General features: G+C 68.0%; 19 protein-coding genes. 4 read left to right on the plus strand and 15 right to left on the minus strand.

The features are described from left to right. The first annotated feature begins 37 nt into the window (after nucleotides 1–37). Entirely contained in the window at nucleotides 38–799 is a 762-nt protein-coding gene (locus tag ACQEVO_RS02100; protein WP_432908266.1) for a DUF6319 family protein, read from the plus strand. Nucleotides 800–892: 93 nt separating this feature from the next. Here ACQEVO_RS02100 and ACQEVO_RS02105 read toward each other — a convergent pair whose 3' ends face one another. Continuing rightward, nucleotides 893–2,413: a diguanylate cyclase domain-containing protein gene (locus ACQEVO_RS02105; protein ID WP_432908269.1), complete on the minus strand. Its 1,521-nt coding sequence runs from the start codon at nucleotides 2,411–2,413 to the stop codon at nucleotides 893–895. Nucleotides 2,414–2,710: 297 nt separating this feature from the next. On the opposite strand from ACQEVO_RS02105, the gene galK reads away from it, so the two are divergent. Next, complete coding sequence (gene galK, locus ACQEVO_RS02110) at nucleotides 2,711–3,850, plus strand: galactokinase (RefSeq protein ID WP_432908271.1); 1,140 nt, start codon at nucleotides 2,711–2,713, stop codon at nucleotides 3,848–3,850. A gap of 55 nt (nucleotides 3,851–3,905) precedes the next feature. Here galK and ACQEVO_RS02115 read toward each other — a convergent pair whose 3' ends face one another. From ACQEVO_RS02115 to ACQEVO_RS02175, 13 genes are all read right to left on the minus strand, one after another. Further along, nucleotides 3,906–5,354, minus strand: coding sequence for a PepSY-associated TM helix domain-containing protein (locus ACQEVO_RS02115; RefSeq protein ID WP_432908274.1), 1,449 nt, complete (start codon nucleotides 5,352–5,354; stop codon nucleotides 3,906–3,908). A 153-nt stretch (nucleotides 5,355–5,507) separates the two neighbouring features. Next, nucleotides 5,508–6,071 carry a hypothetical protein gene (locus ACQEVO_RS02120; protein ID WP_432908276.1) on the minus strand — a complete coding sequence of 188 codons (564 nt, stop codon included), beginning with the start codon at nucleotides 6,069–6,071 and terminating at the stop codon, nucleotides 5,508–5,510. Nucleotides 6,072–6,107: 36 nt separating this feature from the next. Continuing rightward, nucleotides 6,108–7,754 (minus strand): acyl-CoA synthetase, encoded by a 1,647-nt coding sequence (locus tag ACQEVO_RS02125; RefSeq protein WP_432908279.1) that lies wholly within the window; start codon nucleotides 7,752–7,754, stop codon nucleotides 6,108–6,110. Between the two features lie 173 nt (nucleotides 7,755–7,927). Then, entirely contained in the window at nucleotides 7,928–9,547 is a 1,620-nt protein-coding gene (locus tag ACQEVO_RS02130) for an acyl-CoA synthetase (protein ID WP_432908282.1), read from the minus strand. A 208-nt stretch (nucleotides 9,548–9,755) separates the two neighbouring features. Next, on the minus strand, nucleotides 9,756–10,391 hold the full coding sequence (locus tag ACQEVO_RS02135) for a hypothetical protein (RefSeq protein ID WP_432908283.1): 636 nt from the start codon (nucleotides 10,389–10,391) through the stop codon (nucleotides 9,756–9,758). Nucleotides 10,392–10,686: 295 nt separating this feature from the next. Then, nucleotides 10,687–11,907 carry an acyl-CoA dehydrogenase family protein gene (locus ACQEVO_RS02140; RefSeq protein ID WP_432908286.1) on the minus strand — a complete coding sequence of 407 codons (1,221 nt, stop codon included), beginning with the start codon at nucleotides 11,905–11,907 and terminating at the stop codon, nucleotides 10,687–10,689. 155 nt (nucleotides 11,908–12,062) lie between these two features. Then, on the minus strand, nucleotides 12,063–13,472 hold the full coding sequence (locus tag ACQEVO_RS02145) for an acyl-CoA dehydrogenase family protein (RefSeq protein WP_432908288.1): 1,410 nt from the start codon (nucleotides 13,470–13,472) through the stop codon (nucleotides 12,063–12,065). 234 nt (nucleotides 13,473–13,706) lie between these two features. Then, nucleotides 13,707–14,621, minus strand: coding sequence for a permease-like cell division protein FtsX (gene ftsX, locus ACQEVO_RS02150; RefSeq protein ID WP_432908291.1), 915 nt, complete (start codon nucleotides 14,619–14,621; stop codon nucleotides 13,707–13,709). Further along, complete coding sequence (gene ftsE / locus ACQEVO_RS02155; RefSeq protein ID WP_280397745.1) at nucleotides 14,621–15,310, minus strand: cell division ATP-binding protein FtsE; 690 nt, start codon at nucleotides 15,308–15,310, stop codon at nucleotides 14,621–14,623. Before ftsE ends, ftsX begins: the two co-directional genes overlap by 1 nt. A gap of 52 nt (nucleotides 15,311–15,362) precedes the next feature. Further along, entirely contained in the window at nucleotides 15,363–15,527 is a 165-nt protein-coding gene (locus tag ACQEVO_RS02160; RefSeq protein ID WP_432908295.1) for a hypothetical protein, read from the minus strand. Further along, nucleotides 15,514–16,389, minus strand: a complete 876-nt coding sequence (locus ACQEVO_RS02165; protein ID WP_432908297.1) for a mechanosensitive ion channel family protein — start codon at nucleotides 16,387–16,389, stop codon at nucleotides 15,514–15,516. The genes ACQEVO_RS02160 and ACQEVO_RS02165 overlap by 14 nt, the downstream gene beginning before the upstream one ends. Nucleotides 16,390–16,444: 55 nt before the next feature. Then, nucleotides 16,445–17,566, minus strand: coding sequence for a peptide chain release factor 2 (gene prfB / locus ACQEVO_RS02170; RefSeq protein ID WP_432908299.1), 1,122 nt, complete (start codon nucleotides 17,564–17,566; stop codon nucleotides 16,445–16,447). A 92-nt stretch (nucleotides 17,567–17,658) separates the two neighbouring features. Next, entirely contained in the window at nucleotides 17,659–18,513 is an 855-nt protein-coding gene (locus tag ACQEVO_RS02175; RefSeq protein ID WP_432908302.1) for a helix-turn-helix domain-containing protein, read from the minus strand. 143 nt (nucleotides 18,514–18,656) lie between these two features. Here ACQEVO_RS02175 and ACQEVO_RS02180 point away from each other — a divergent pair, with 143 nt between their 5' ends. Then, on the plus strand, nucleotides 18,657–19,319 hold the full coding sequence (locus ACQEVO_RS02180) for an NADPH-dependent FMN reductase (protein ID WP_432908305.1): 663 nt from the start codon (nucleotides 18,657–18,659) through the stop codon (nucleotides 19,317–19,319). A 168-nt stretch (nucleotides 19,320–19,487) separates the two neighbouring features. Further along, nucleotides 19,488–20,273 (plus strand): histidinol-phosphatase, encoded by a 786-nt coding sequence (gene hisN, locus ACQEVO_RS02185; protein WP_432908308.1) that lies wholly within the window; start codon nucleotides 19,488–19,490, stop codon nucleotides 20,271–20,273. A gap of 128 nt (nucleotides 20,274–20,401) precedes the next feature. Here hisN and ACQEVO_RS02190 read toward each other — a convergent pair whose 3' ends face one another. Then, on the minus strand, nucleotides 20,402–20,947 hold the full coding sequence (locus tag ACQEVO_RS02190) for a DinB family protein (protein WP_432908311.1): 546 nt from the start codon (nucleotides 20,945–20,947) through the stop codon (nucleotides 20,402–20,404). Nucleotides 20,948–21,018 lie beyond the last annotated feature (71 nt).

The following is a 21,018-nucleotide window of genomic DNA, read 5'->3' on the forward strand; positions in this document are numbered from 1 at the left end:
TATTGGACGAAACAGTGAGATTGCCCCCGGAGTGCCCATGCCGTCGCGAACATCCTCGAACGCGAAGCCGAAACCGCTGTCCGACAAAGACCTCGAGCAGATCGCCGCGGAGATCGAGGCCGGCCGTCCGCCGATGGTGTGGTTCACCGCCGCGGCGGTCGGGGTCACCGAAGGGCGGTCGGGCAAGGTGGTCTCGCTCGGCGATCCGGCCGACGGTGATTTCCTGCAGATCCGCCCGACCGGGTCCAAGGATGTACTGTCCTTCGGGCCCACCGAGGTGACACTCGCCAAACCACCGCGGGATCGGCCGGCTCCCGCGCCGGCGCCGAAAGCCGCGTCCGAGCCGAAACCGATCCCCGAGCCGAAGGAAGCGCCCGTGCCCACCGCTGTGTCCCAGTCCGCGTCCGATAAGCGGGCGCCCGAACCCGCTGCCACGTCCGCGAACAAAACGGCCGCCGAGCCGAAACCGGCTCCCGCGCCGCGGACCCCGGCCCCCGCCAAGGCGGCCAAGGCCCCCGCGGCCCGTAAGACGAAGGCGCCGGAGGTCGTGGTCACCATCAACGGCACCGCGGAAGGCGAATGGACCGTCGATGTGACCAGCGGCAAGAAACGCACCGCGAGGGCGGTACCGGTCTCCGGGCCGGCCGTGGCGCAGGCGGCGAAACTGCTGCACCCCGAAGTCGCCGAGGTGGTGGAGGGGCTGCTCGAGTCGGTACGTGGTGCGCAGGAAGCCAAAGTGCAGCAGCTGCAGGCGGAATTGGAGCAGGCCCGGAAACTGCTCGAGGAACTCTCGGACTGAACCCGGGCGCCCGGGCCCGTGCCGAGTACTGCTCGCGCGGCGGGCCGGGCTTTCCGGCCGCAGACCGGGCGGGGCTCGCCCCGGTGTCTCGGATCAGACCGCTGTTTCCCGCGGCTGCCAGCCGTGCTGGATCGGCTCCGCGGGAGTGTGGCGCATGGCGTCGTGGAACATGTAACCGAAGCCGCGGCGTTTGGCCAGGTACATGGCCGCGTCCGCGTCGCGGATCAGATCGTAGACGGTAGCGTCCGTATCGCGCGGGCCGTCGCAGGCCAGGCCGATACTGGCGGTGAGTGGCACCTCGCCGATGGTGAGCTGGAACGGTTTCATGAAGGTGCCCAGCAGGCGTTCGGCCATTTTGGTCGCCTCGTCCCGGTCCAGCGGTGCCAGCACGATGAATTCGTCACCGCCGTACCGTGCCACCACATCGTCGCGGCGCACCGCCGAACGGATCCGGCTCGCGGCTTCGGCGATCAACTCGTCGCCGACCGCATGCCCGTAACTGTCGTTGATCGCCTTGAACTCGTCCAGATCGATGAACAGCAGGCACAGCGGCCGCTCCGCCCAGTCCTGGTGCTCCCGGTGCAGGACCCGCAGCAGCGCCGAACGATTCAGCAGGCCGGTGAGCGGATCGTGATCGGCCTGGTACTGGGCCTGCCGTTCGCTACGTGCGCTACGCCCGATGGCACGTTCGCTGCGGATCAGCAATCCGATGAGCAGCAGCGCCAGCACGCTGGAGACGATGACCTGGTCGAGCGGGCTGAGCGGTGCCCGGGCCACCGGAACGAGTGACGAAACCACCAGGGCCACCGCGATAACGCTGGCCCGCTGGCGCGAATGGTGCAGCCGGATCGATCGCGGTGCGCTCAACGCCCGCATCGTCGGATGCAATGCCGCCGCGCCGACCGCCACATAGGCGGCCAGTAACGGGAGCAACAGCACATCCGGATCCACCGTTATCGCACCGGCGGCGGTCAGGCGGTAGCCGATATCGGTGAGCAATGTACCGCCCACCCCGAGATGCAGCAGACGCAGCGAGGTTTCCGAACGACTGGAGGTCGCCAGCGAATGGGCCAGCAGGGTGAGCATCAGGGCGTCGAACACCGGAAAGACCACTGCGGTCAGCGTGTTCATATCCGCCTGCGCGGAGTGCAGGACGGGGGCGATGAGGAATATCCACGAGGCCAGCAGCGCGCCGAGCCCGATCAATCCCGAGTCCAGCAGGACGTCCGGATGCGCCCGGGCCTGGCGTGGCCGCAGCCAGAGCGCCGCTGCCAACGCCGTAGCGAGGTATCCCGTGAGAGTGCAGATCTCGTCGAGGGGGGTGGACGCCGCCGGCGTCAGTTCGCGGACCACGGTACCCGTGGCGAACGGGACGGTGGCCACCGCGACCAGATACCAGGGCAACGCCGGTTCCGGCCGGTGCCGGCGTATACCGATCACGATTGCCGCCATGGTGCCCAGCGCGACCGATACCGCCACGAAAAAGGACAGCACGCGGGAATCGATGACCAGGTGAACCGCGACCGCCGAACCGGCGACCGCCGAAACTACCGCCCAGCAACGTATCCCGTGAAAACCGTACCGTCCTGCACGCTGTGGATCGCTGATGATCATCAGCCCCCCTTGTGGTCGCTCCATTCCCGGTGAAATCGAGCCGCGTCTCAGGTCGGAAATCCTTGTCTGTCGTGCTCTACCTGCCCAGCGAGCGGCGGCTGACGAAACCGAGTCTTCCTGTACGAGGGGATGTCCGAGCCGAACGCGGGACGTTCGACCCCAAAACTGGACTATTGGTCCGATGATGACATGCACTGCCGAATTTGTCGCTGTCTTGGCACAACAACGTTGTAACGGGTGTCTCGATCGCCGGTGGGGTACCGACCGATCGCCGGTCACGGCTCGTACGGTGGTCCGGTGACAGAACGCGAGAGGACCGATCCCCGGCGCAGCTGGTCGGCGCCCGGCCGGGTCAATCTGATCGGTGAGCACACCGACTACAACGACGGATTCGTCCTGCCGATCGCGATACCGCTCGCCGTCACCTGCCAGGGCGTACGGCACGCGGACGAGCTGGTTCGGGTGCAGTCGCGGCAGCGTCCGGCGGAACCGGTGCGCCTGCCGGCGGCGTCCCTGGCCGCCGAGCGGGATCGGGTCCCGGGCTGGGCGCGCTACCCGCTGGGTGTGCTCGCGGAGTTCGCGCGGCGCGGATACCCGATCGCCGGGCTGGACCTGGAATTCGACGGCGACGTCCCGGCCGGTGCGGGACTGTCCTCGTCGGCGGCGCTGTGCTGTGCCACCGCGGTCGCGGTGCGTGACCTGTCTGCGCCGGATACCGGCGACCGGGAACTCATCGATATCGCGCGCGCCGCCGAGAACGACTACGTCGGCGCGCCCACCGGGATACTCGATCACGCCGCCTCGATCCTGTGCACGGCCGGACATGCGCTGTTCCTGGACGTCCGTGCCTTTCGGAGCGCGGAAACCGGTGGTTTCGAACAGATTCCGTTCGATCTGGCCGCGACCGGCCTGCGGCTGCTGGTCATCGATACCGGTCAGACCCATGAGCACGCGGGCGGGGGATATGCCACCCGCCGCACCGAATGCGCGGCCGCCGCGGAAGCTCTCGGGGTGGGTTCACTACGCGATATCGGCAGTATCGCCGAGCTGTCCGCCCTCACCGACCCCGTGCTCTACCGGCGCGCCCACCATGTGGTGAGCGAGAACGACCGGGTGCGGAGTTTCGCCGGGTTGCTTCGCGAAGGCGAGGACCCGCGCTCGATCGGCCCCCTGCTGAACGAGGGCCATGCCTCGCTCCGCGATGATTTCGCCGTCTCCACCGAGATCCTGGATGCCGCCGTCACCACCGCACAGGAAGCCGGTGCGTACGGTGCCCGGATGGTGGGCGGCGGATTCGGGGGCAGCATTATCGCGCTGGTGGACACTTCCGATGCCGAGCGGGTCGGCGAGGCGGTCCGGCAGCGCCTGGCGGATCTGGGGTTCCGGGCCCGAACCTTCGAAGCCATTGCCGCGGCGGGAGCCGGCCGGGCCCGGTGAACCACACTGTTCGACGGGTCGTTTCCGCGCCGGCTCCGGCGTGCTCGCCGAGTGTTCAGCCTGCTGCCGCCCTCGGCCGGCGGACCCGGCCGAGGATGATGTCGAGCACCAGGAAGGCGAGCAGGCTGAGACCGAACACCGGCGCGAACCAGCCGATCAGCGTGGCCGCCACCAGGACCGGCACGGCGAGTTTCACCGACCGCCGCAGGACGCCGCGGCGCGGGGGTTTGCCCACGGCACGCCAGGTGCCGGCGGTGGCCGGGCGGCGGCGCCACCACATGAGATAGCCGCGCACGATCACCGTGATCAGGCCGACCATGGCCGCCAGCAGTAGCAGCTGGTTGAGCAGGCCGAACATCAGACCCATATGCAGCTGGATACCCCAGTTGGCCAGTTTGGCCATCAGGTTCCACTCCGAATAAGGCAGCCGGTCGGTGATCGTGCCGGTGGCACCGTCGACCGCGACCGCGTCGACGGTGAGAGTTCCCGACATCCGCCGTTCCTTCACCGCGAAGGCGCCGCCGTCGCCGGCCGGAACACTGATCTCGGCGGGCTGGGTGACCCCTGCGTCCCGCGCGGCGGCGACCACGGTGTCCAGTTGCCGGACGCGCTCGGCCGGAACCGTATGGGTGACGGCGGGCCCGCCGTGGTGGCCGGAATGGCCGGAATGATCCGCGGGCGCCGCGTCCGGTAATGCGGTGTCGACCGCCGGCGTAGTCCAGCTGAGGTTCTCCCGCAATTGCTCGATATTGGCGCCGGCGTAGGTCGACCAGGTCAGCCCGGTAGCCGACAGCAGCAGCAGGACCGGCAGGATCCACACCCCGACCGCTGCGTGCCAGTTCAGCCGGCGTTCGCGGGGGTTGCGGGTCAGGTCCGGAGCGAACAGCCAGGCCGGCGAGTTGCGCTGCCGGCGCGCCCGCACCCGGCGCACCCACAACACCAGTCCGGCCAGGGCGATCAGCCACAGCCACGACGCCGCCGATTCGGAGTACAGCCGGCCCGGTTCACCCAGGTGCAGATGCCGGTGCGCCTGCGAAATCCAGGCCCGCAGCGGTAGCGCGCCGGAACTGCCGTACACGATCGCTTCGCCCACGGGTCGCGCGGTGACCGGATCGACGAAAACCGACCGGCGCTCGGATTCGCCCAGCGCGGGGTCGCTGAACAGCACGCGGGTCGTCTCGCCCGGTGCGGGCGCCGGTGCCACGGCCACCAGGGTGAGGTCCGGGCGCGTGGCGACGCCCGCACCGACCTGCTCCGACAGCGGTCGCTGCGGGCCCTGCGAATCGGTGTACAGCAGGTCCCGGTCGGTGAACGATTCCAGGGTGGGTGAGATCGCGTAGAGGGCGCCGGTCACCGCCGCGATCAAGAGGAACGGGCCGACGAAGAGGCCGGCGTAGAAATGCAGCCGGAGCGTGAGCGCCCGGAAGGCACCCCTGCTCGGCGCAGTCGTGGTCGTCGCCGGGGCGGCTGGTTCGCGCGCCGCGGCGACCTCGGTGGTACTCAAGGTTGGTTACCTACGTCCTGTGCTGGTTCGGCGCACGTCGGATACCTCCGGTGCGCGCATACCTCGGCAGCCGACAACGGGCAGCCGGAGAGGTGGAAACCGGCGCGAACAACGCGCCCCATGCGGGAGGCGATGTTTGCGGCCGGCCGGATATCAGACCAGGACGCCGGCCGGTGGGGCCCGGGTTTCGCAGGATCCGGTGACGAGAATGCGCGGAACCACCCGGTCGCGATGCGCGATCCGGAGCACCACGGGGCCGGTAACCGCTGGTGCCCGCAGGAGCAGGGGGAGCACGCGGGCCAGGGCCGCCGCGCAGATCCGGTAGGCGGATTCGGCGCCGCGGACCACCAGGGCGGCGGCGCCGGCGGCCAGCACATGCGCCGCGATCATTGCCGGGGACAGTTGCAGATCACCGTGGTGCAGATGGCCGGACCCCCAGCCCAGACAGATATGACCGAGCAACTGTCCGGCCGCCAGCGCGGCGGTCAGCCCGACCGCACCTGTGCGCAGTGGACGCAGACCCGCGACCAACGCGCCCAGCAGCGCGGCGCAGGCACCGAGCAGCATGATCGACGTGCTGTCCGGGACCGTGGTGGGCGCGGCCCACCCATGAGCGCCCACGGAGACGGTACCCGAGATCAGGCCGGCCACCGCACCGCGAACGCGGGCGGTGTCGCGAGCGCCCACCACCCGGGCGGAGCCGAACCTGATACGCACCCGCTGATGATAGCCGTGTTCATCGGCGCGCCGGGATCAGTCGCCGGGGTCCAGGTCCGTCAGGGGTTTGCGGAGCAGTTTGCCGGTGGCGTTGCGGGGGAGTTCGTCGAGGAAGATCACTTCGCGGGGGACTTTGTAGCGGGCCAAGTTCGCCTTGACGTAGTCCTTGATCTCCTGGGGATCCCGTGCCGAATCGGGGCCCGGGACCACCACGGCCCGTAACCGCTTGCCGTAATCCCGGTCGTCCACGCCGACCACCGCGGCCTCGAGTACATCGGGGCGGTTCGCGATGAGATGCTCGACCTCCTGCGGGAAAACGTTCTCCCCACCGGAGACGATCATGTCGTCGTCGCGGCCGTCGATGAACAGCAGGCCCTGCTCGTCCAGATGCCCGACATCACCGGTGGACATCATTCCGTCCACCTGCTCCTTGGTGCGGCCGTCGGTGTAGCCCTTGAACGCGTGCGGGTTGTCGATGAAGATCGTGCCGGTCACACCGGATCGGGTGATCCGTTTACGGTTCTCGTCGTACAGCGCGATCCGGACCCCGACCGGCGGCCGGCCGGCCGTGGTCGGTGCGGCGCGGAGTTCTTCCGGGGTGGCCACGGTGATCACGGCGCATTCGGTGGAGCCATACAGGTTGTAGAGCACATCGCCGAAGTATTCGCCGGTGCGCACCACCACATCCGGTGGGATCGCCGAACCGGCCGCGAAGATCACCCGCAGCGAGGAGACGTCGTAGCGGTCCAGGATTTCGCGCGGCTGGTCGAGGATGCGCTGCAGCATGGTCGGCACCACGATGAGCGAATCCGCCCGGTACCGCTCGATATTGGCCAGTGTGAGTTCGGGGTCGAAGCGCCGTTGCTGGAAGATCACCCGGTTGCCGAGGCCGAGTCCGAGGCTGAACTGGGACAGTCCGGTGCCGTGGAAGATCGGTGCCGCCATCACCATGGTGCCGTTACTGGGCAGCGGCACCCGGTCGATGAACTGAGCGGAGATGAACGGGCTCACCTTGTCGCGCGGTGCGCCCTTGGGAGTGCCGGTGGTGCCGCTGGTCAGGATGACCGTCCCGCCGGGTTTGCGCGGGGGTGACAGTGGGGCGGTGGACTGCCCGGCGGAGACCGATTCCACCGTGGGAATCGCGGAGTCGGCGTTGTGGGTTTCGTCCACCCAGGTGAGGATCCGCGGAATGGATTCCGGGATCGCGCTCATCAGCTCGAAGAACTCGCTGTCGTGCAGAACTGCCTTGACCTTTTCGCGTTCGGCCACATCGGCGAACTGGGGTTTGGCGAACCCGGTGTTCATCAGTACCGCACGCAGGCCGAGTTTCCCGGCGGTGAGCATGCTCAGCACCATGCCGCGGTGGTCGCGGGCCAGGATGGCGACCACATCGCCGGCGTGCAGCCCACGCTCGGCGAGCCCGCGCGCGAAGGCATTCGACTGTTCGTCGAGAGCCCGGAAGGTGAGTTCGCCTTTTTCGTCGACGATCGCGGGGGAATCGGGCCGATCCTGCACGGCATGCATGACGACCGCGGCGAACGGGCCGTATTTACTCGCATTGACCATCGACTTGACGGCGTGGTCGACCCGGAGCGGATCGAACAGGCCGCGTTTACGCATGACGTTCACGGCCAGTGCCATATCGCCGGCCTTGCGAACGGGGCCGGGCAGCGACAATGTCATCGGCGACAACCTTCCGCGGCGTAACCGCCGGGACCGGCGATCTGCCTGTTCGAGCTCCAGTGCTGAGCCAACCCTAGCAACCTCGCCCGCCGGTGCGCCGACATTGTCTCGGACAGTAGTGAAACCGGGACATCATTGTGGGATGTCCCGGTTTCGGCCGTCGAGAGAGGTTGTCAGACCTCGTATTCCACGAGCACCCGGCGCAGCAGTTTGCCGGTGGGGTTACGCGGCAGATCGTCGAGGAACACCACCTCGCGCGGCACCTTGTACCGGGCCAGGTTCTCCTTCACGTAGGTCTTGATCTCGTCCTCGGTGGGGGTGTGGCCCGGTTCCGGGACGATGAACGCGCGCAGGCGCTTGCCGAACTCCACATCGTCGACCCCCACCACGGCGGCGTCGAAGATGTCCTCGCGCTCGAGCAGCAGGTTCTCCACTTCCTGCGGGAAGACGTTCTCGCCGCCGGAGACGATCATGTCGTCGTCGCGGCCGTCGACCATCAGCAGGCCGTCTTCGGTGAAGTGGCCGACATCGCCGCTGGACATGTAGCCGTCGATGATCTGCTTGTGCCGGCCGTCGGTGTAGCCCTCGAAGGGCGCGCCGCTGCGCACGAAGATGCGGGCGGTGGTGTTCTTCGCGGTGACGTGCTTGTCGTTGTCGTCGTAGAGTCGCACATCGCAGGTCAGCGGGGGCCGGCCGACCGTGCCGGGGGCCTTGGCGAGATCCGCCGGCTGCGCGACCGTGGCGATGGCGACCTCGGTGGAGCCGTAGAGGTTGTGCACGACGGGTCCGAAGACCTCGGCGGCCCGGATACTCAGCTCCGGGGAGAGCGCCGAGCCGGCCAGTACGATGCCCTTCAGCGAGGACGTGTCGTACTTCGCCCGCACCTCCTCGGGCAGTTCGACCATGCGGTGCAGCATGGTCGGTACCGCGACCAGCATATCGGCCTTGTGGTCGGACACCAGCTTCAGCGTGGCCTCGGCGTCGAACCGGCGCCGCATCACGATCTTGTTGGTGAGGCCGGTGGCGACCAGCCACGTCCCCAGGCCGGTGCTGTGGAAGATCGGTGACACGATGACGATCGTGGCGCGCTTGCGGAAGGGCATCCGATCGAGGAACTGCGCGGTGGCCACCGGGGACGCTTTCTCACGCGGCGCGCCCTTCGGCAGACCGGTCGTACCGCTGGTCAGGATGATGAACCCACCGGGCTTGCTGGGCACGGGGAGTGCGTCGAGGCCGTTCTCGGCGATCAGGTCGTCGAGACTCTTGGCACCTTCGGGCAGTTCGGTGCCCTCGTCGACCCAGGTGAGGAACCGCGGCATATCGGCGGGCAGTGCGTCGAGCAGGCCCAGGAATTCGCTGTCGTGCAGCACCGCCTTGACCTTCTCGCGCTCGCACACCTCCGCGAACTGGGGTTTGGCGAAACCGGTGTTCATCAGCGCGATCTTCACGCCGAGTTTACCGGCGGCGGCCATCGACAGGATCAGGCCGCGGTGGTCGCGGGCCAGGATGCCGATCACGGTGCCCTCGGTGAGACCGGCCTTGCGCAGCCCGTTGGCGATCTTGGTGGACTGTTCGTCGAGTTCGCGATAGCTCAGTTCCCCGCGCTCGTCGACGAGCCCCGGCGCGTCCGGCGCGATCCGGGCCGAATGCATGATCAGCGTGGCCTGCGGGATGTAGGTCTTGGAATCCTTCAGCGTCCGCAGGGTTTCCCCCGGATTCTTCAGATCGATGAATCCACTGGACTGCAGCAGTCCGTAGGCCTTGACAGTCTCCAGTACATGCGCCAGGTTCACCCTCGAACACCTCCACAGATCCTCGCGTCGGCACTCGACCTAGCGATTCCGAACGGCATATCGGGGCTCACCGTAGCAGTGAAAGTGCCTCGGCTCACAACGTACGCACCGGACAAAAAAGACATCGCAACGGTGTCGGAACATCCCATGAAAAAGGCACGCGCCGGATATCCGACGCGTGCCCCGGGGACGGCTCCGGCCGGGCCGGTCAGTTGTAGACCGAGCCCAGCGACGGGAAGGTGATCTCGCCGCGCACATACTGGAACCCGTCCGGATGCTCCGGGCTCACCGGCACCGGCCACCGGTGCCACAAGCTGCCGTACACAGCGGCCACGACCATGCCGGGCCCCGGATCGATGACCCGGGTGCGAATCGTGGTGTCGGCGATGATGTCCATATGTTCGGTCAGCGGCTCCATCCCGCTGCGGCCGTTGGACAGGTTCAGCCACACCACTTCCAGCCGCGCGCCGGCCTGATTCGGGGCGATGGTGCCGGGACCACCGAAGAAGGCGAACCGGAACCCGTCGATATTCAGCGCCACACCCGACCCGTACATACCGGGTCCGCCGCCGCGGCCGACATTGGATTCGGCCGGAATCTGGAACGGCTGGGCCGGCAGCGCGGCCTCCCGGGCGGCATCGGTGACCCGCAGATCGCCGAGGAGCGTATCGACGGCACGCTCGGCGCCCGGGTTACCGGTGGCGGCCGCGCGCAACTGCTGGGTCGCCGAAACCCAATCCACCTGGGCGGGTTCGGCGGCCGCGTGGCCGGTGAAGAGCATGGTGGCCGCGGCCGTAGTGGCGAGTGTAGTGACGAGCCGACGGGCGAAGCCCTGTGTGCGCATAACCAGTCTCCTTGCAGATACGTTGTCCGGGATACCGCACCCGGTGGTGGGTTCAGCAGGGTGGAGAGGGGCAACACGTACCGGCGGATCCGGGCGTCGGACGGGGCGAATCCGGCCGGGTAGAACAAAATCGCAACGAATCGGTCGTCACCAACATGTCACCCGGTCGGCGCCCTGTCCAGAACGCCGCGCGGGGGCGGTGGCGACAATCTCGGTTCTTATGCGGGCGGCCGTATGCAGACGCGCGAAATCGGCCCGGGCCGCCGTAGCGACCCGGGCCGATTGCGCTCCCCGCTTACTTCAGTTCGGCGCTGGTCAGATTCAGCACCCGGCGGGCGACGATGAGTTGCTGGATCTGCTGGGTGCCCTCGAAGATGTCGAGGATCTTGGAGTCGCGGCCCCACTTCTCCAGCAGCAGGCGCTGCGAGTAGCCCACGGCCCCGGCCAGTTCGACCGATTTCAGGGTCACATCGGTACCGGTGCGGCCCGCCTTCGCCTTCGACATGGAGGCCTGCAGCGAGTTGGGCTGTTTGTTGTCGGCCATCCAGGCCGCCCGCAGGGCCAGCAGATAGGCGGATTCGTAGTCGGCCTCCATCCGCAGGAATTCGGCCGCCGCGGCGTGCTGGTTGTTGGGCGGGGTGTCGTAGGAGATCTCGATGCCCGCGTCGGTGAGGATGGTGCGCAGTTCCTCGAGCGCGGCGCGGGTGACGCCGATGGCCATGGCGGCGACCATGGGGCGGGTGTTGTCGAAGGTCTGCATGACCCCCGCGAAACCCTTCTCCACGTTCACTTCCGGGCTGCCGAGGATATTGTCCTTCGGGATCCGGCAGTCCTGCAGCAGCAGAACCGCGGTATCGGAGGCCTTGATACCGAGCTTGTGCTCGAGCCGGGCCACCGACAGGCCCGGGGCGTCCCGCGGGACCACGAACGATTTGATGGCCGCGCGGCCGAGGCTGCGGTCCACCGAGGCCCACACCACGATATGGGTGGAGCGCTCACCGGCGGTGACGAAGATCTTCTCGCCGTTGAGCACCCATTCGTCACCGTCGAGTACGGCGGTGGTGGTCACGGCGGCCGAATCGGAGCCGAAGCTCGGTTCGGTGATGGCCATCGACGCCCACACCTTGCCGAACCGTTCCAGCTGTTCATCGGTGGCGACCGCGGCGATCGCCGCGTTGCCCAGACCCTGGTACGGGATCGACAGCATCAGCCCGACATCGCCCCACGAGGTTTCCAGGGCGTTGAGCAGGGCCGACATATTGCCGCCGTTGGCGTTGACGGGCATGGTCGCGGGACCTTCGTCCTCGTCGGACCGTCCGCCGGCCGCGCCGCTGATCTTCTGGGTGCCCGAATCGCTGAGCCCGTCGACCATGGCGGCCATGGTGTCGAGTTCCACCGGGTACTCGTGCTCGGCGAGGTCGTATTTGCGCGAGATCGGCCGGAAGATCTGCGCGGCCACCTGATGCGCCTGATTAGCGCTGGCCCGCAGCTTCCTGGGAAGTTCGAGATTGATCATGAGAAGTCTCCTGGTATGAAAACCGGGTGGTCGTGAGCCCGTCCAGGTTCTGCCCGGAGCTCGGACATCACCCCGTTTCTGGGCATCCGGTGGGTCTGCATGCGATGGTTCGAGACCAAGGGGCCCCGAACCCGCGCCGCCGGAGGCGGCGCCATTTACACGAGCACGATTCCCTCGGCTACGCCGATGCCGCGCAGGTCGCGGTACCAGCGTTCGACCGGGTGCTCCTTGGTGAAACCGTGACCGCCGAGCAGCTGCACGCCGTCCAGGCCGAACCGCATGCCCTTGTCGGTGGCCAGTTTCTTGGCCAGCGCGGCCTCGCGGGCGAAGGTCAGGCCCTGTTCGGCGCGGGCGGCGCCGCGCAGCGTCACCAGCCGCAGGCCGTCGAGTTCGATGGCGATATCGGCGACCATGAAGGCCACGGCCTGGCGGTGGCTGATCGGTTCACCGAACGCTTCCCGCTCGTTGACGTAGGGGATCACATAGTCGAGCACGGCCTGGCCGGTGCCGGTGGCCAGCGCCGCCCAGCCCAGGCGGGCGAGCTGGACCGCGTCGCGGTAGTCGGCGGCATGCTGTTTGGCGTCGCCCTCGCCGAGGATCGCGTCGGCGCCGACGGCCACGTTGTCCAGCAGCAGCCGGCCCAGGCCGGCGGCGCGCAGGCCCATGCTGGGGTCGGCTTCCACCGACAGGCCCTTGGCATCGGATTCCACGATGAACAGCGCCGGGCGTCCGTCGAGTTCGGCGCCGACGATGAAGATCTCCGCATCGGCCGCGGCCGGGACCAGGCTTTTCACCCCGTTGAGGCGGTAGCCGCTGGGGGAGCGCACGGCCTTGGTCTGCAGGCTGAACGGATCGAACAGGGCGCGTGGTTCGCTGATCACGACCGAGGCCTGCGGGACGTTTTCGCCGGTGAACGCGGGCAGGTAGGTCTGCTGCTGGGCGTCGGTACCCCACTGGGACAGCGCGACGGCGACCCCGCTGGGGGCCAGCAGCGGCAGGGCCAGACCCATATCCCCGTGGGCGAGCGCCTCGGCCACCATCGTGTTGGTGACGGCGCCGCGTTCGGTGGCCGCGCCCTCGAGTTCTTCCGGCACGTTGATCACGGTGATGCCGAGTTCCGCGGCGCGGCCGAGCAGGTCTTTCGGCGCGGCGGCGGCCTCGTCGGCGTCGTGCGCGGCCGGGCGCAGGATTTCGGCCGCGAACTCACGCACCGTCTCGACGATCATCTGCTGTTCGTCGGTGGGGGTGAGGTCGAAGTAGTCCTTGGTCTTCGACTCGTTGTCGGGGAGGCGTTTGGGTGCCCCGCCGCCGGCGACCTTGTTGAACGCGCGGGTCGCCGCACCCAGGGTGCGGAACCCGGTTTTGGTGCTCTCGTAGGTGACCCGGTCGATCGGTTTGCGCAGGTTGTATTTCTCGGCGAGCTCCGAGCCGGTGATCGTCGACATGACCCGCATGGCGGCGCCCATCCAATCCCGTTTGGGTTGGTGCAGGCCCACCCCGTTCTCCTGGCGGACGCCGTTGTCCGGACGCCGCTTGGTAGCGCTGTCTCGAATGCTCATCATCACCTGTTTTCTCGGGCGGGGTGAGGGTCTGGCCCCCGCTATCTTACTGCGGAGTAAGTCTATCTTACTGTGGAGTAAGAACGGCGTCGAGTCGCCGAATCGTCCTGATGAGTGGACACAACCCCGGAATGTCCTTCGCCGGACAGCGGCTACCGCCCGTCCGGGAACGGACGGGCGGTAGCCGGGGGAGTGTGCGGGTGGGCGCCGGAACCGGGGCCGGCCGGGCCCCGTCGTTCGCTATTCCCGCACGTCGCGCACGTACCAGCGCAACGTCGCGTAGGCGGTGAGACCGGCGAACACCACGCCCACCGGGACCACCATCAGCGCGGTGGTGAAAATATCGTCGAAGGTGATCCGCGGGAACACATTGCTCGCGAACAGATCGCCCAGCGCCCGGTCGATCACCAGCGGGCGCGCCGCGAACAGGCCCGCGGTCGCCAGCAGGCCGCCCGCCAGCGCGGCCGCCACCGCCTCCAGCAGGAACGGCAGCTGGGTGTACCAGCGGGTGGCGCCGACCAGGCGCATGATGTGTACCTCGGTGCGCCGGGTGAACGCGGCGATCTGCACCATGTTCGCGATCAGCAGCAGCGCCGCCACCGCCTGCAGCAAGGCCAGCCCGAACGCCGCGTTGCGCAGGCCGTCGAACAGGCTCACCAGCCGGTCCACGATGTCCTTGTCGTTGCGGACCATCCCCACGCCGGGGCTGTCGGAGAACTGCTCGTAGATCGTCGGGTACAACGAGGCATCGGCCATCTTCACGCGCAGCGACGCCGGCAGCGGGGTCTCGCTCACGTATTCGGCCAGCTCGGGCTGGTCCTTGAAGGTTTTCTCCTTGGCCTCGCGCACCGCGGCATCACGGTTGAGGTATTGCACGCTGTCCACGCCGTCGACGGCCTTCAGGTTCGCCATGAGGGTGTGGCAGGGATCGTTCGCGCAGTCCGGGTCGGTCGCGGAGATGTCCTCGGTGAGATACAGCCGCACCTCGAGCCGGTCGAGGAAGTACTGCTCGGTCTTGTCGGCGATCCGCACCGCCAGCAGGCCGCCACCGAGCATGGTCAGCGAAACCGCGGTCGTCAGGATCATCGCGACCGTCATGATGATATTGCGGCGCAGCCCCTCGGAGACCTCGCCGAACAGGAATCCCGCGCGCATTACCGGCCCACCTCGTAACCGCCGGTCGCCTGATCCCGGACCAGCCGGCCATCGTAGAGCTCCACCACCCGGCGGCGCATACCGTCCACGATCAGCGGGTCGTGGGTGGCCATGAGCACGGTGGTGCCCATCCGGTTGATGTGCTCGAGCAGCAGCATGATCTCGTAACTCGTCTCGGGGTCGAGGTTGCCGGTGGGTTCGTCGGCCAGCATCACCAGCGGCCGGTTCACGAAGGCCCGCGCGATCGCGACCCGTTGCTGTTCACCGCCGGACAGTTCGCTGGGCAAACGGTCGGCCTTACCGCCGAGGCCCACCAGTTCCAGTACTTCGGGCACCGTCCGGTCGATGAACTGGCGGCGTTTACCGATCACTTCCAGCGCGAACGCGACATTCTGGGCGACGGATCGCTGCTGCAGCAGCCGGAAATCCTGGAACACGCAGCCCACCCGCTGCCGCAACCGCGGCACCCGCCGCCCGGGCAGCCGGTCCACCCGGAAATCCGCGACCTCCACCTCACCCGCGGTCGGTATCTCCTCTTTGATCAGCAACCGCATGAAGGTCGACTTCCCGGAACCGGACGGACCGATGAGAAAGACGAACTCACCCTTGTCGATGTGGACGGTGACGTTGTCGAGTGCGGCTCGCGTCGCGGTCGGATACGACTTGCTGACGTTGCGCAGGGTGATCACGAGGAGTCAGTGTAACCATTCGATAACGAACCCGTCGGCGGGCCAGGTCGGGCTAGCGCCCCGGAACGACCAGTGCGGGCACCTGCTGAACCGGCGCCGGCGCCGGCGCGGGCGCGGGTTCGGGGCGGGCGATATCGTCCGGTTTGACGAACAGGTACAGCACAAAGGTCGCGATCCAGCTCCCGGCCAGGATCAGCGTCGATCTACGCGCGCGCATTCAAACCCTCCCGGCGCATCGCCGCGGCCACCCGCACGCGCAACTCCCGGCTCACCTCGAACTGTTTGCCCGGCAGTGTCCGGGCCACCATCCGGATGTTCATCTGGTCCACGGTCAGGTCCTCCACACCCATCACCGTCGGCTCGTCCAGCAACAGGGGCTCGAGGCGGGGGTCGCGGTAGGCCTGCCCGCCCACCTCGTGCAGCACTTCGTTGATCCGCAGGATATCGGCGCTCGCCGAGACCGGCACATCGATCGCCGCCCGGGCCCAATCCTTGGAAAGATTGGTCACTTTCACGATCTGCCCGTTCGGGACGGTGATCACCTCGCCGTCCGAGTTACGCAGTTTGGTGACCCGCAGCGTCACATCCTCCACCGTGCCCTCGGCCGGATCGGCGACCCCGGTCACCGCGATCCGCACCACATCACCGAAACCGTACTGGCGTTCGGTGATGAGGAAGAACCCGGCCAGAATGTCCTGCACGATGCGCTGCGCGCCGAAACCGAGCGCGGCACCCAGTACCGCGGCGGGCGCCACCAGCCCCGACATGGAGAAGCCGAGCCGCTGCAGCACCTCCATGGCGACCAGTACATACGCGACGGTCAGCACCACCCAGGTCAGCACCTGCGCCAGCGCGTGCCGGTGTTTGGCCTCCTCGGACCGCACCAGCGCATCACCGCCGCGGAACCCGGAATCGATGCGCTGGGTCACCCGGTCGCGTAGGTAGGTGGCGAACCGGGCGAACAGCATGGCCCCGAGGATCAGCAGCACGATCTCGAGACCGGACGAACGCAGCCAGGCGGTCACATCAGTGGACAGCGCCAGCGACAGCGCGAGGGTTTCGTACCCCTCCGCGTGCATCAGACCACCTCATTCGCCACCGGATCCCGTGCGGGCAACCGCATTCGCCGAAGTACTAGCTCTCCTGCAGAACTGTACTCATCCGCCAGCGGATCCCGGATTCGATGAAACCGTCGATATCGCCGTCGAGTACGGCCGACGGGTTGTTCACCTCGTAGTTCGTGCGCAGATCCTTGACCATCTGGTACGGGTGCAGCACATAGGAACGCATCTGGTTACCCCAGGACGCACCCTCGTTGGTCTTGAGCGCGTCCATCTGCGCGCGCTCTTCCTGCCGTTTGCGTTCGAGCAGTTTGGCCTGCAGTACCCGCATGGCCGAAACCTTGTTCTGCAGCTGCGATTTCTCGTTCTGACAGGTGACCACGATGCCGGTGGGAATATGGGTGATCCGGACGGCCGAGTCGGTGGTGTTGACGCTCTGCCCACCCGGGCCGGACGACCGGTAGACATCGACCCGGATATCGGTTTCCGGAACCTCGATATGGTCGGTGGTCTCGACGACCGGCAGCACTTCCACCTCGGCGAACGAGGTCTGGCGGCGGCCCTGGTTGTCGAACGGGCTGATCCGGACCAGCCGGTGCGTACCCATCTCCACCGAGAGCGTGCCGTAGGCGTAGGGCGTCTTCACCACGAAGGTGGCGCTCTTGATCCCGGCTTCTTCGGCGTAGGAGGTGTCGTACACCTCGACCCCGTACTTGTGCCGGTCCGCCCAGCGGATGTACATGCGCATCAGCATCTCGGCCCAGTCGGCCGCGTCCACGCCGCCGGCGCCGGATCGGATATTGACCAGCGCGTCACGTTTGTCGTACTCGCCGGACAGCAGCGTCCGCACCTCGAGGGCCTCGATATCGGCGCGCAACGCGGCCCGCTCGGCGTCGGCGTCGGCCGAGGCGCTGGTTCGCGCCTCGCCCTCTTCTTCTTCGGCGAGCTCGTAGAGCACCGGCACGTCTTCCAGCCGCTGCCGTAACTCCTGGACCCGGCGCAGTTCACCTTGTGCGTGGGAGAGCTCGCTGGTCACCCGTTGCGCGTGGTCCTGGTCGTTCCACAGCTCGGGATCGGCGGCCTGATGCTCCAGCTCGTCGATACGACGGCGCAGCTCCTCGATATCGAGGACCGATTCGACGGTCTTCAGGGTTGCGTCGAGTTCGGCGAGGTCGGCGGTAACGTCAGGATGCACGGTGTTCAAGGCTACCGGCAGCGTCCGCGGCGGTGAACCGCGCGGGCACCGCAGCCCGATCGGCGTCGATGCCGTTCCCCGGCTCCCACCGCTCAGCCGGATACCGCGCGCAGGCCGCCGTGGTGCCGGCCGGCGAGCCGGTCCAGGGCGTCGGCGGTGGCCGGATCGGCCGGCAGATGGACGATGAGCTGCTGATCGTCGTCGGCGAACAGGGCCAGGGTTTCGTAGGCCAGGCGTAACGACCCGGCCTCCGGATGCGCCAGCCTGGTCGTCCCGGCGGGCGACGGCAGATTGGGGACGGTGGCGATCCGCTCGGTGAACGCCGCCCCCGCCGCGATCGTGAGCTGATCGGCCAGCGCGGCGATATGGGGATCGGCGCGGAAGGGGCCCTGCTTGAGGGTGGCGACCATATGGTCGGCTTGGTGGTCCCAGTCGGGGTACACCGTGCGGGCGCGGGGGTCGGTGAAGGTGAAACGAGCGAGATTGGCGCCGTGCTCCGCGTCGAGTGCGCCGGTCGGTTCCATCAATCGCCGATAGCCGGCGGTGCAGGCCAGCACCTCGGTGCGGCTGTCGACAACCACCGCCGCGGCGGGTTCCAGCTGGTCGAGCAGCGCTCGGATCGTCGGGCGGATCTCCCGTACCGGCGAGCCGGGGCCGGTGCAGGTGAAACCGGTATCGGCCTTGGTCAGCCGATAGAGATGGACCCGCTCGTTGGTGGACAGGCCCAGGACGTCTGCCAGCGCCGACAGAACCTGTGGCGACGGATTGCGATCGCGACCCTGTTCGAGCCGGGTGATGTACTCCACGCTCACTCCGGCCAGAGTGGCCAGCTCCGAGCGGCGCAGACCGGGGGTGCGGCGCCGCGGTCCGGTGGGCAGCCCCACCTGGGCGGGCCGTACCGCGTCGCGCCGGCTGCGCAGGAACAGCCCCATCTCGTTCTCGCTCACCTCATCACGGTATCCGGGCCGGTTCCGGTGAGGGTGTCCCTGTCACTACCACTCTCGGCACGGTCTCCCTGCCGGTGCGGCGGCGCGGCAGATTCGAGATCACACGGCGGCCGCCGGGCCGCCCGAGGAGGATGGAGCACGCCATGTCCGTTACCCCGTTGCGTCTCGCGGTGATCATCGGCAGCGTCCGGGAGGGCAGGTTCGGCACCGTCGTGGCCGCGTGGTTCGCCGCGCAGGCCGCCACGCACGGGCGTTTCGAGATCGACGTGATCGATCTCGCCGAGGCCGATATCCCCTTGGTACTGCCTGCCGTTTCGCCCGCGCTGGAGCCGAATCCCGAACGCCCCGCCGGCATGCTCGACCTCACCGAACGGCTGTCGGCCGCCGACGCCTTCGTCATCGTGACACCCGACTACAACCACAGCTATCCGGCTTCGCTGAAGGCCGTGATCGACTGGCATTTCACCCAGTGGCAGCGCAAACCGATCGCTTTCGTCGGATACAGCGGCGCGACCGGTGGGCTCACCGCGATCGAGCACCTGCGCCAGGTGTTCAGCGAGCTCGATGCGCACACCGTTCGCGAATACGTCTCGTTCCCGCGCTACTACCTGCTCTTCGGTGAGGACGGGCAGTTGCTCGCCCCCGCCGAACCCGAAGCGGCGGCGCAGACCATGCTGGATCGGTTGCAGTGGTGGGCGGAGGCGCTGGTCGCCGCACGGGCGCTCGTGGCGGGAGACCCGGCACGGGCAATGCCTGCGGCGTCGATCGACAACTCAGGGCGCCGACCGGCGACGTCACGGGCGTGAGCCGGGCACCCGAGGCGGGGATCGTAAGGCCGGGTCCGCCGACCGGCACGGCACATGTCGTCGGCCGGATGCTCGTCGAGTTCGGTGCGGTCGCGCGGTCCGGCTTGCCGGGCGTAGCTCCGGCGGGTACGTGGGCCGCGAGCGGGGGTGGTCACTAAGGTTTCCGGTGTGGCTGCTCACTCCTCTGACCTCGAACTCGCGTTACGCCTGGCCGACGAGGCGGACGCGATCACCCGCGAACGGTTCGGTGCGCTGGACCTGAAGGTCGACGCCAAACCGGACCTGACCCCCGTCTCCGACGCGGATCTGGCCGTGGAGGAGGCGATCCGTCGGATGCTGCGGCACGGCCGGCCCGAGGATTCCGTACTCGGCGAGGAGTTCGGCGGGAATGCCGAGCTGACGGGCCGGCAGTGGGTTGTCGATCCGATCGACGGCACCAAGAATTTCGTACGCGGGGTCCCGGTGTGGGCGACGCTCATCGCGCTGCTCGAAGACGGTGTACCGGTGGTGGGTGTGGTGAGCGCGCCCGCGCTGGCCCGCCGCTGGTGGGCCGCGGACGGCCAGGGTGCGTGGTCGACCTTCCATCCGGGAGCGCCGCAGCCGATCACCGTTTCCGCTGTGGCCGAGCTGGATTCGGCCAGTCTGGCGTTCTCCAGTCTGTCCGGCTGGCGCGAGCGCGGCCTGCGGGACCAGTTCCTCGCACTCACCGACGAGGTGTGGCGGGTGCGCGGTTACGGCGATTTCTTCAGCTACTGCCTGCTCGCCGAGGGGGCGGTGGATATCGCCACCGAACCGGAGGTTTCGCTGTGGGATCTCGCCGCGCTGGACATCCTGGTCCGCGAGGCCGGCGGTACCTTCACTTCGCTCGACGGGCGCGCCGGCCCGCACGGCGGGGACGCGGTGGCGACCAACGGGCGCCTGCACCGGCAGGTTCTGGAGCGGTTGGGCGGATAACCCGCCCGCTTCCCTCTACGCCGAGATCGACAACCGTGCGCGGCGCAGACCTGCGGTACCCGGAGGAACGGCCCGCCACCACGAACCGGCCCCGCGCCGAGACGGGCGGGGCCGGGCGGCGTCCGGGATCAGCCCATGGACTTCGCGCCGTCGATCGCTTCGCGAATGATGTCCGCGTGGCCCGCGTGCTGGCTGGTCTCGGCGATGATGTGCATCAGCACCCGGCGGGCCGACCACGATTCGTCCTGGAACCAGGGCGCCTTGGGCAGCGGCCACGTGCTGTTCAGGTCGGGCAGGGTCGCGACCATATCGTCGGTCCGGGCGGCGACCTCGTCGTACGCCGCGAGCACCCCGGCGAGTGTTTCGCCGGGCAGCATCCGGAATTCGTCGGTGCGGCCGGCGTAATCCTCCTCGGTCATATCATCGAAGTCCTTCATCGCCGAGGTGCCCTCCACGATGAAGTCCGCCCAGCCCCGTTCGACCGCGGTGACATGCTTGATCAGGCCGCCCAGGCACAGTTCGCTGTGGGTCGGGCGGCCGGCGGCCTGCTCGTCGGTGAGGTCGCGGGTGGTGAAACGCAGGAAGAAGCGCGCCTTGTGCAGTTCGGCGAGGATATCGGCGCGTTCGCCGGAGAGGGGAGTGGCGGTCTTGTCGATGGTGGAGGTCGCGGCCATGATCGGCGCCTTTCGTCGGGGCTGTTCGGGACGGGTTTTTCCGTGTTCGAGAACCACGGTATGACCTATAG

It is taken from the genome of Nocardia sp. CA-290969 (assembly GCF_050936135.1).
In the GTDB taxonomy this organism is placed as follows: domain Bacteria; phylum Actinomycetota; class Actinomycetes; order Mycobacteriales; family Mycobacteriaceae; genus Nocardia.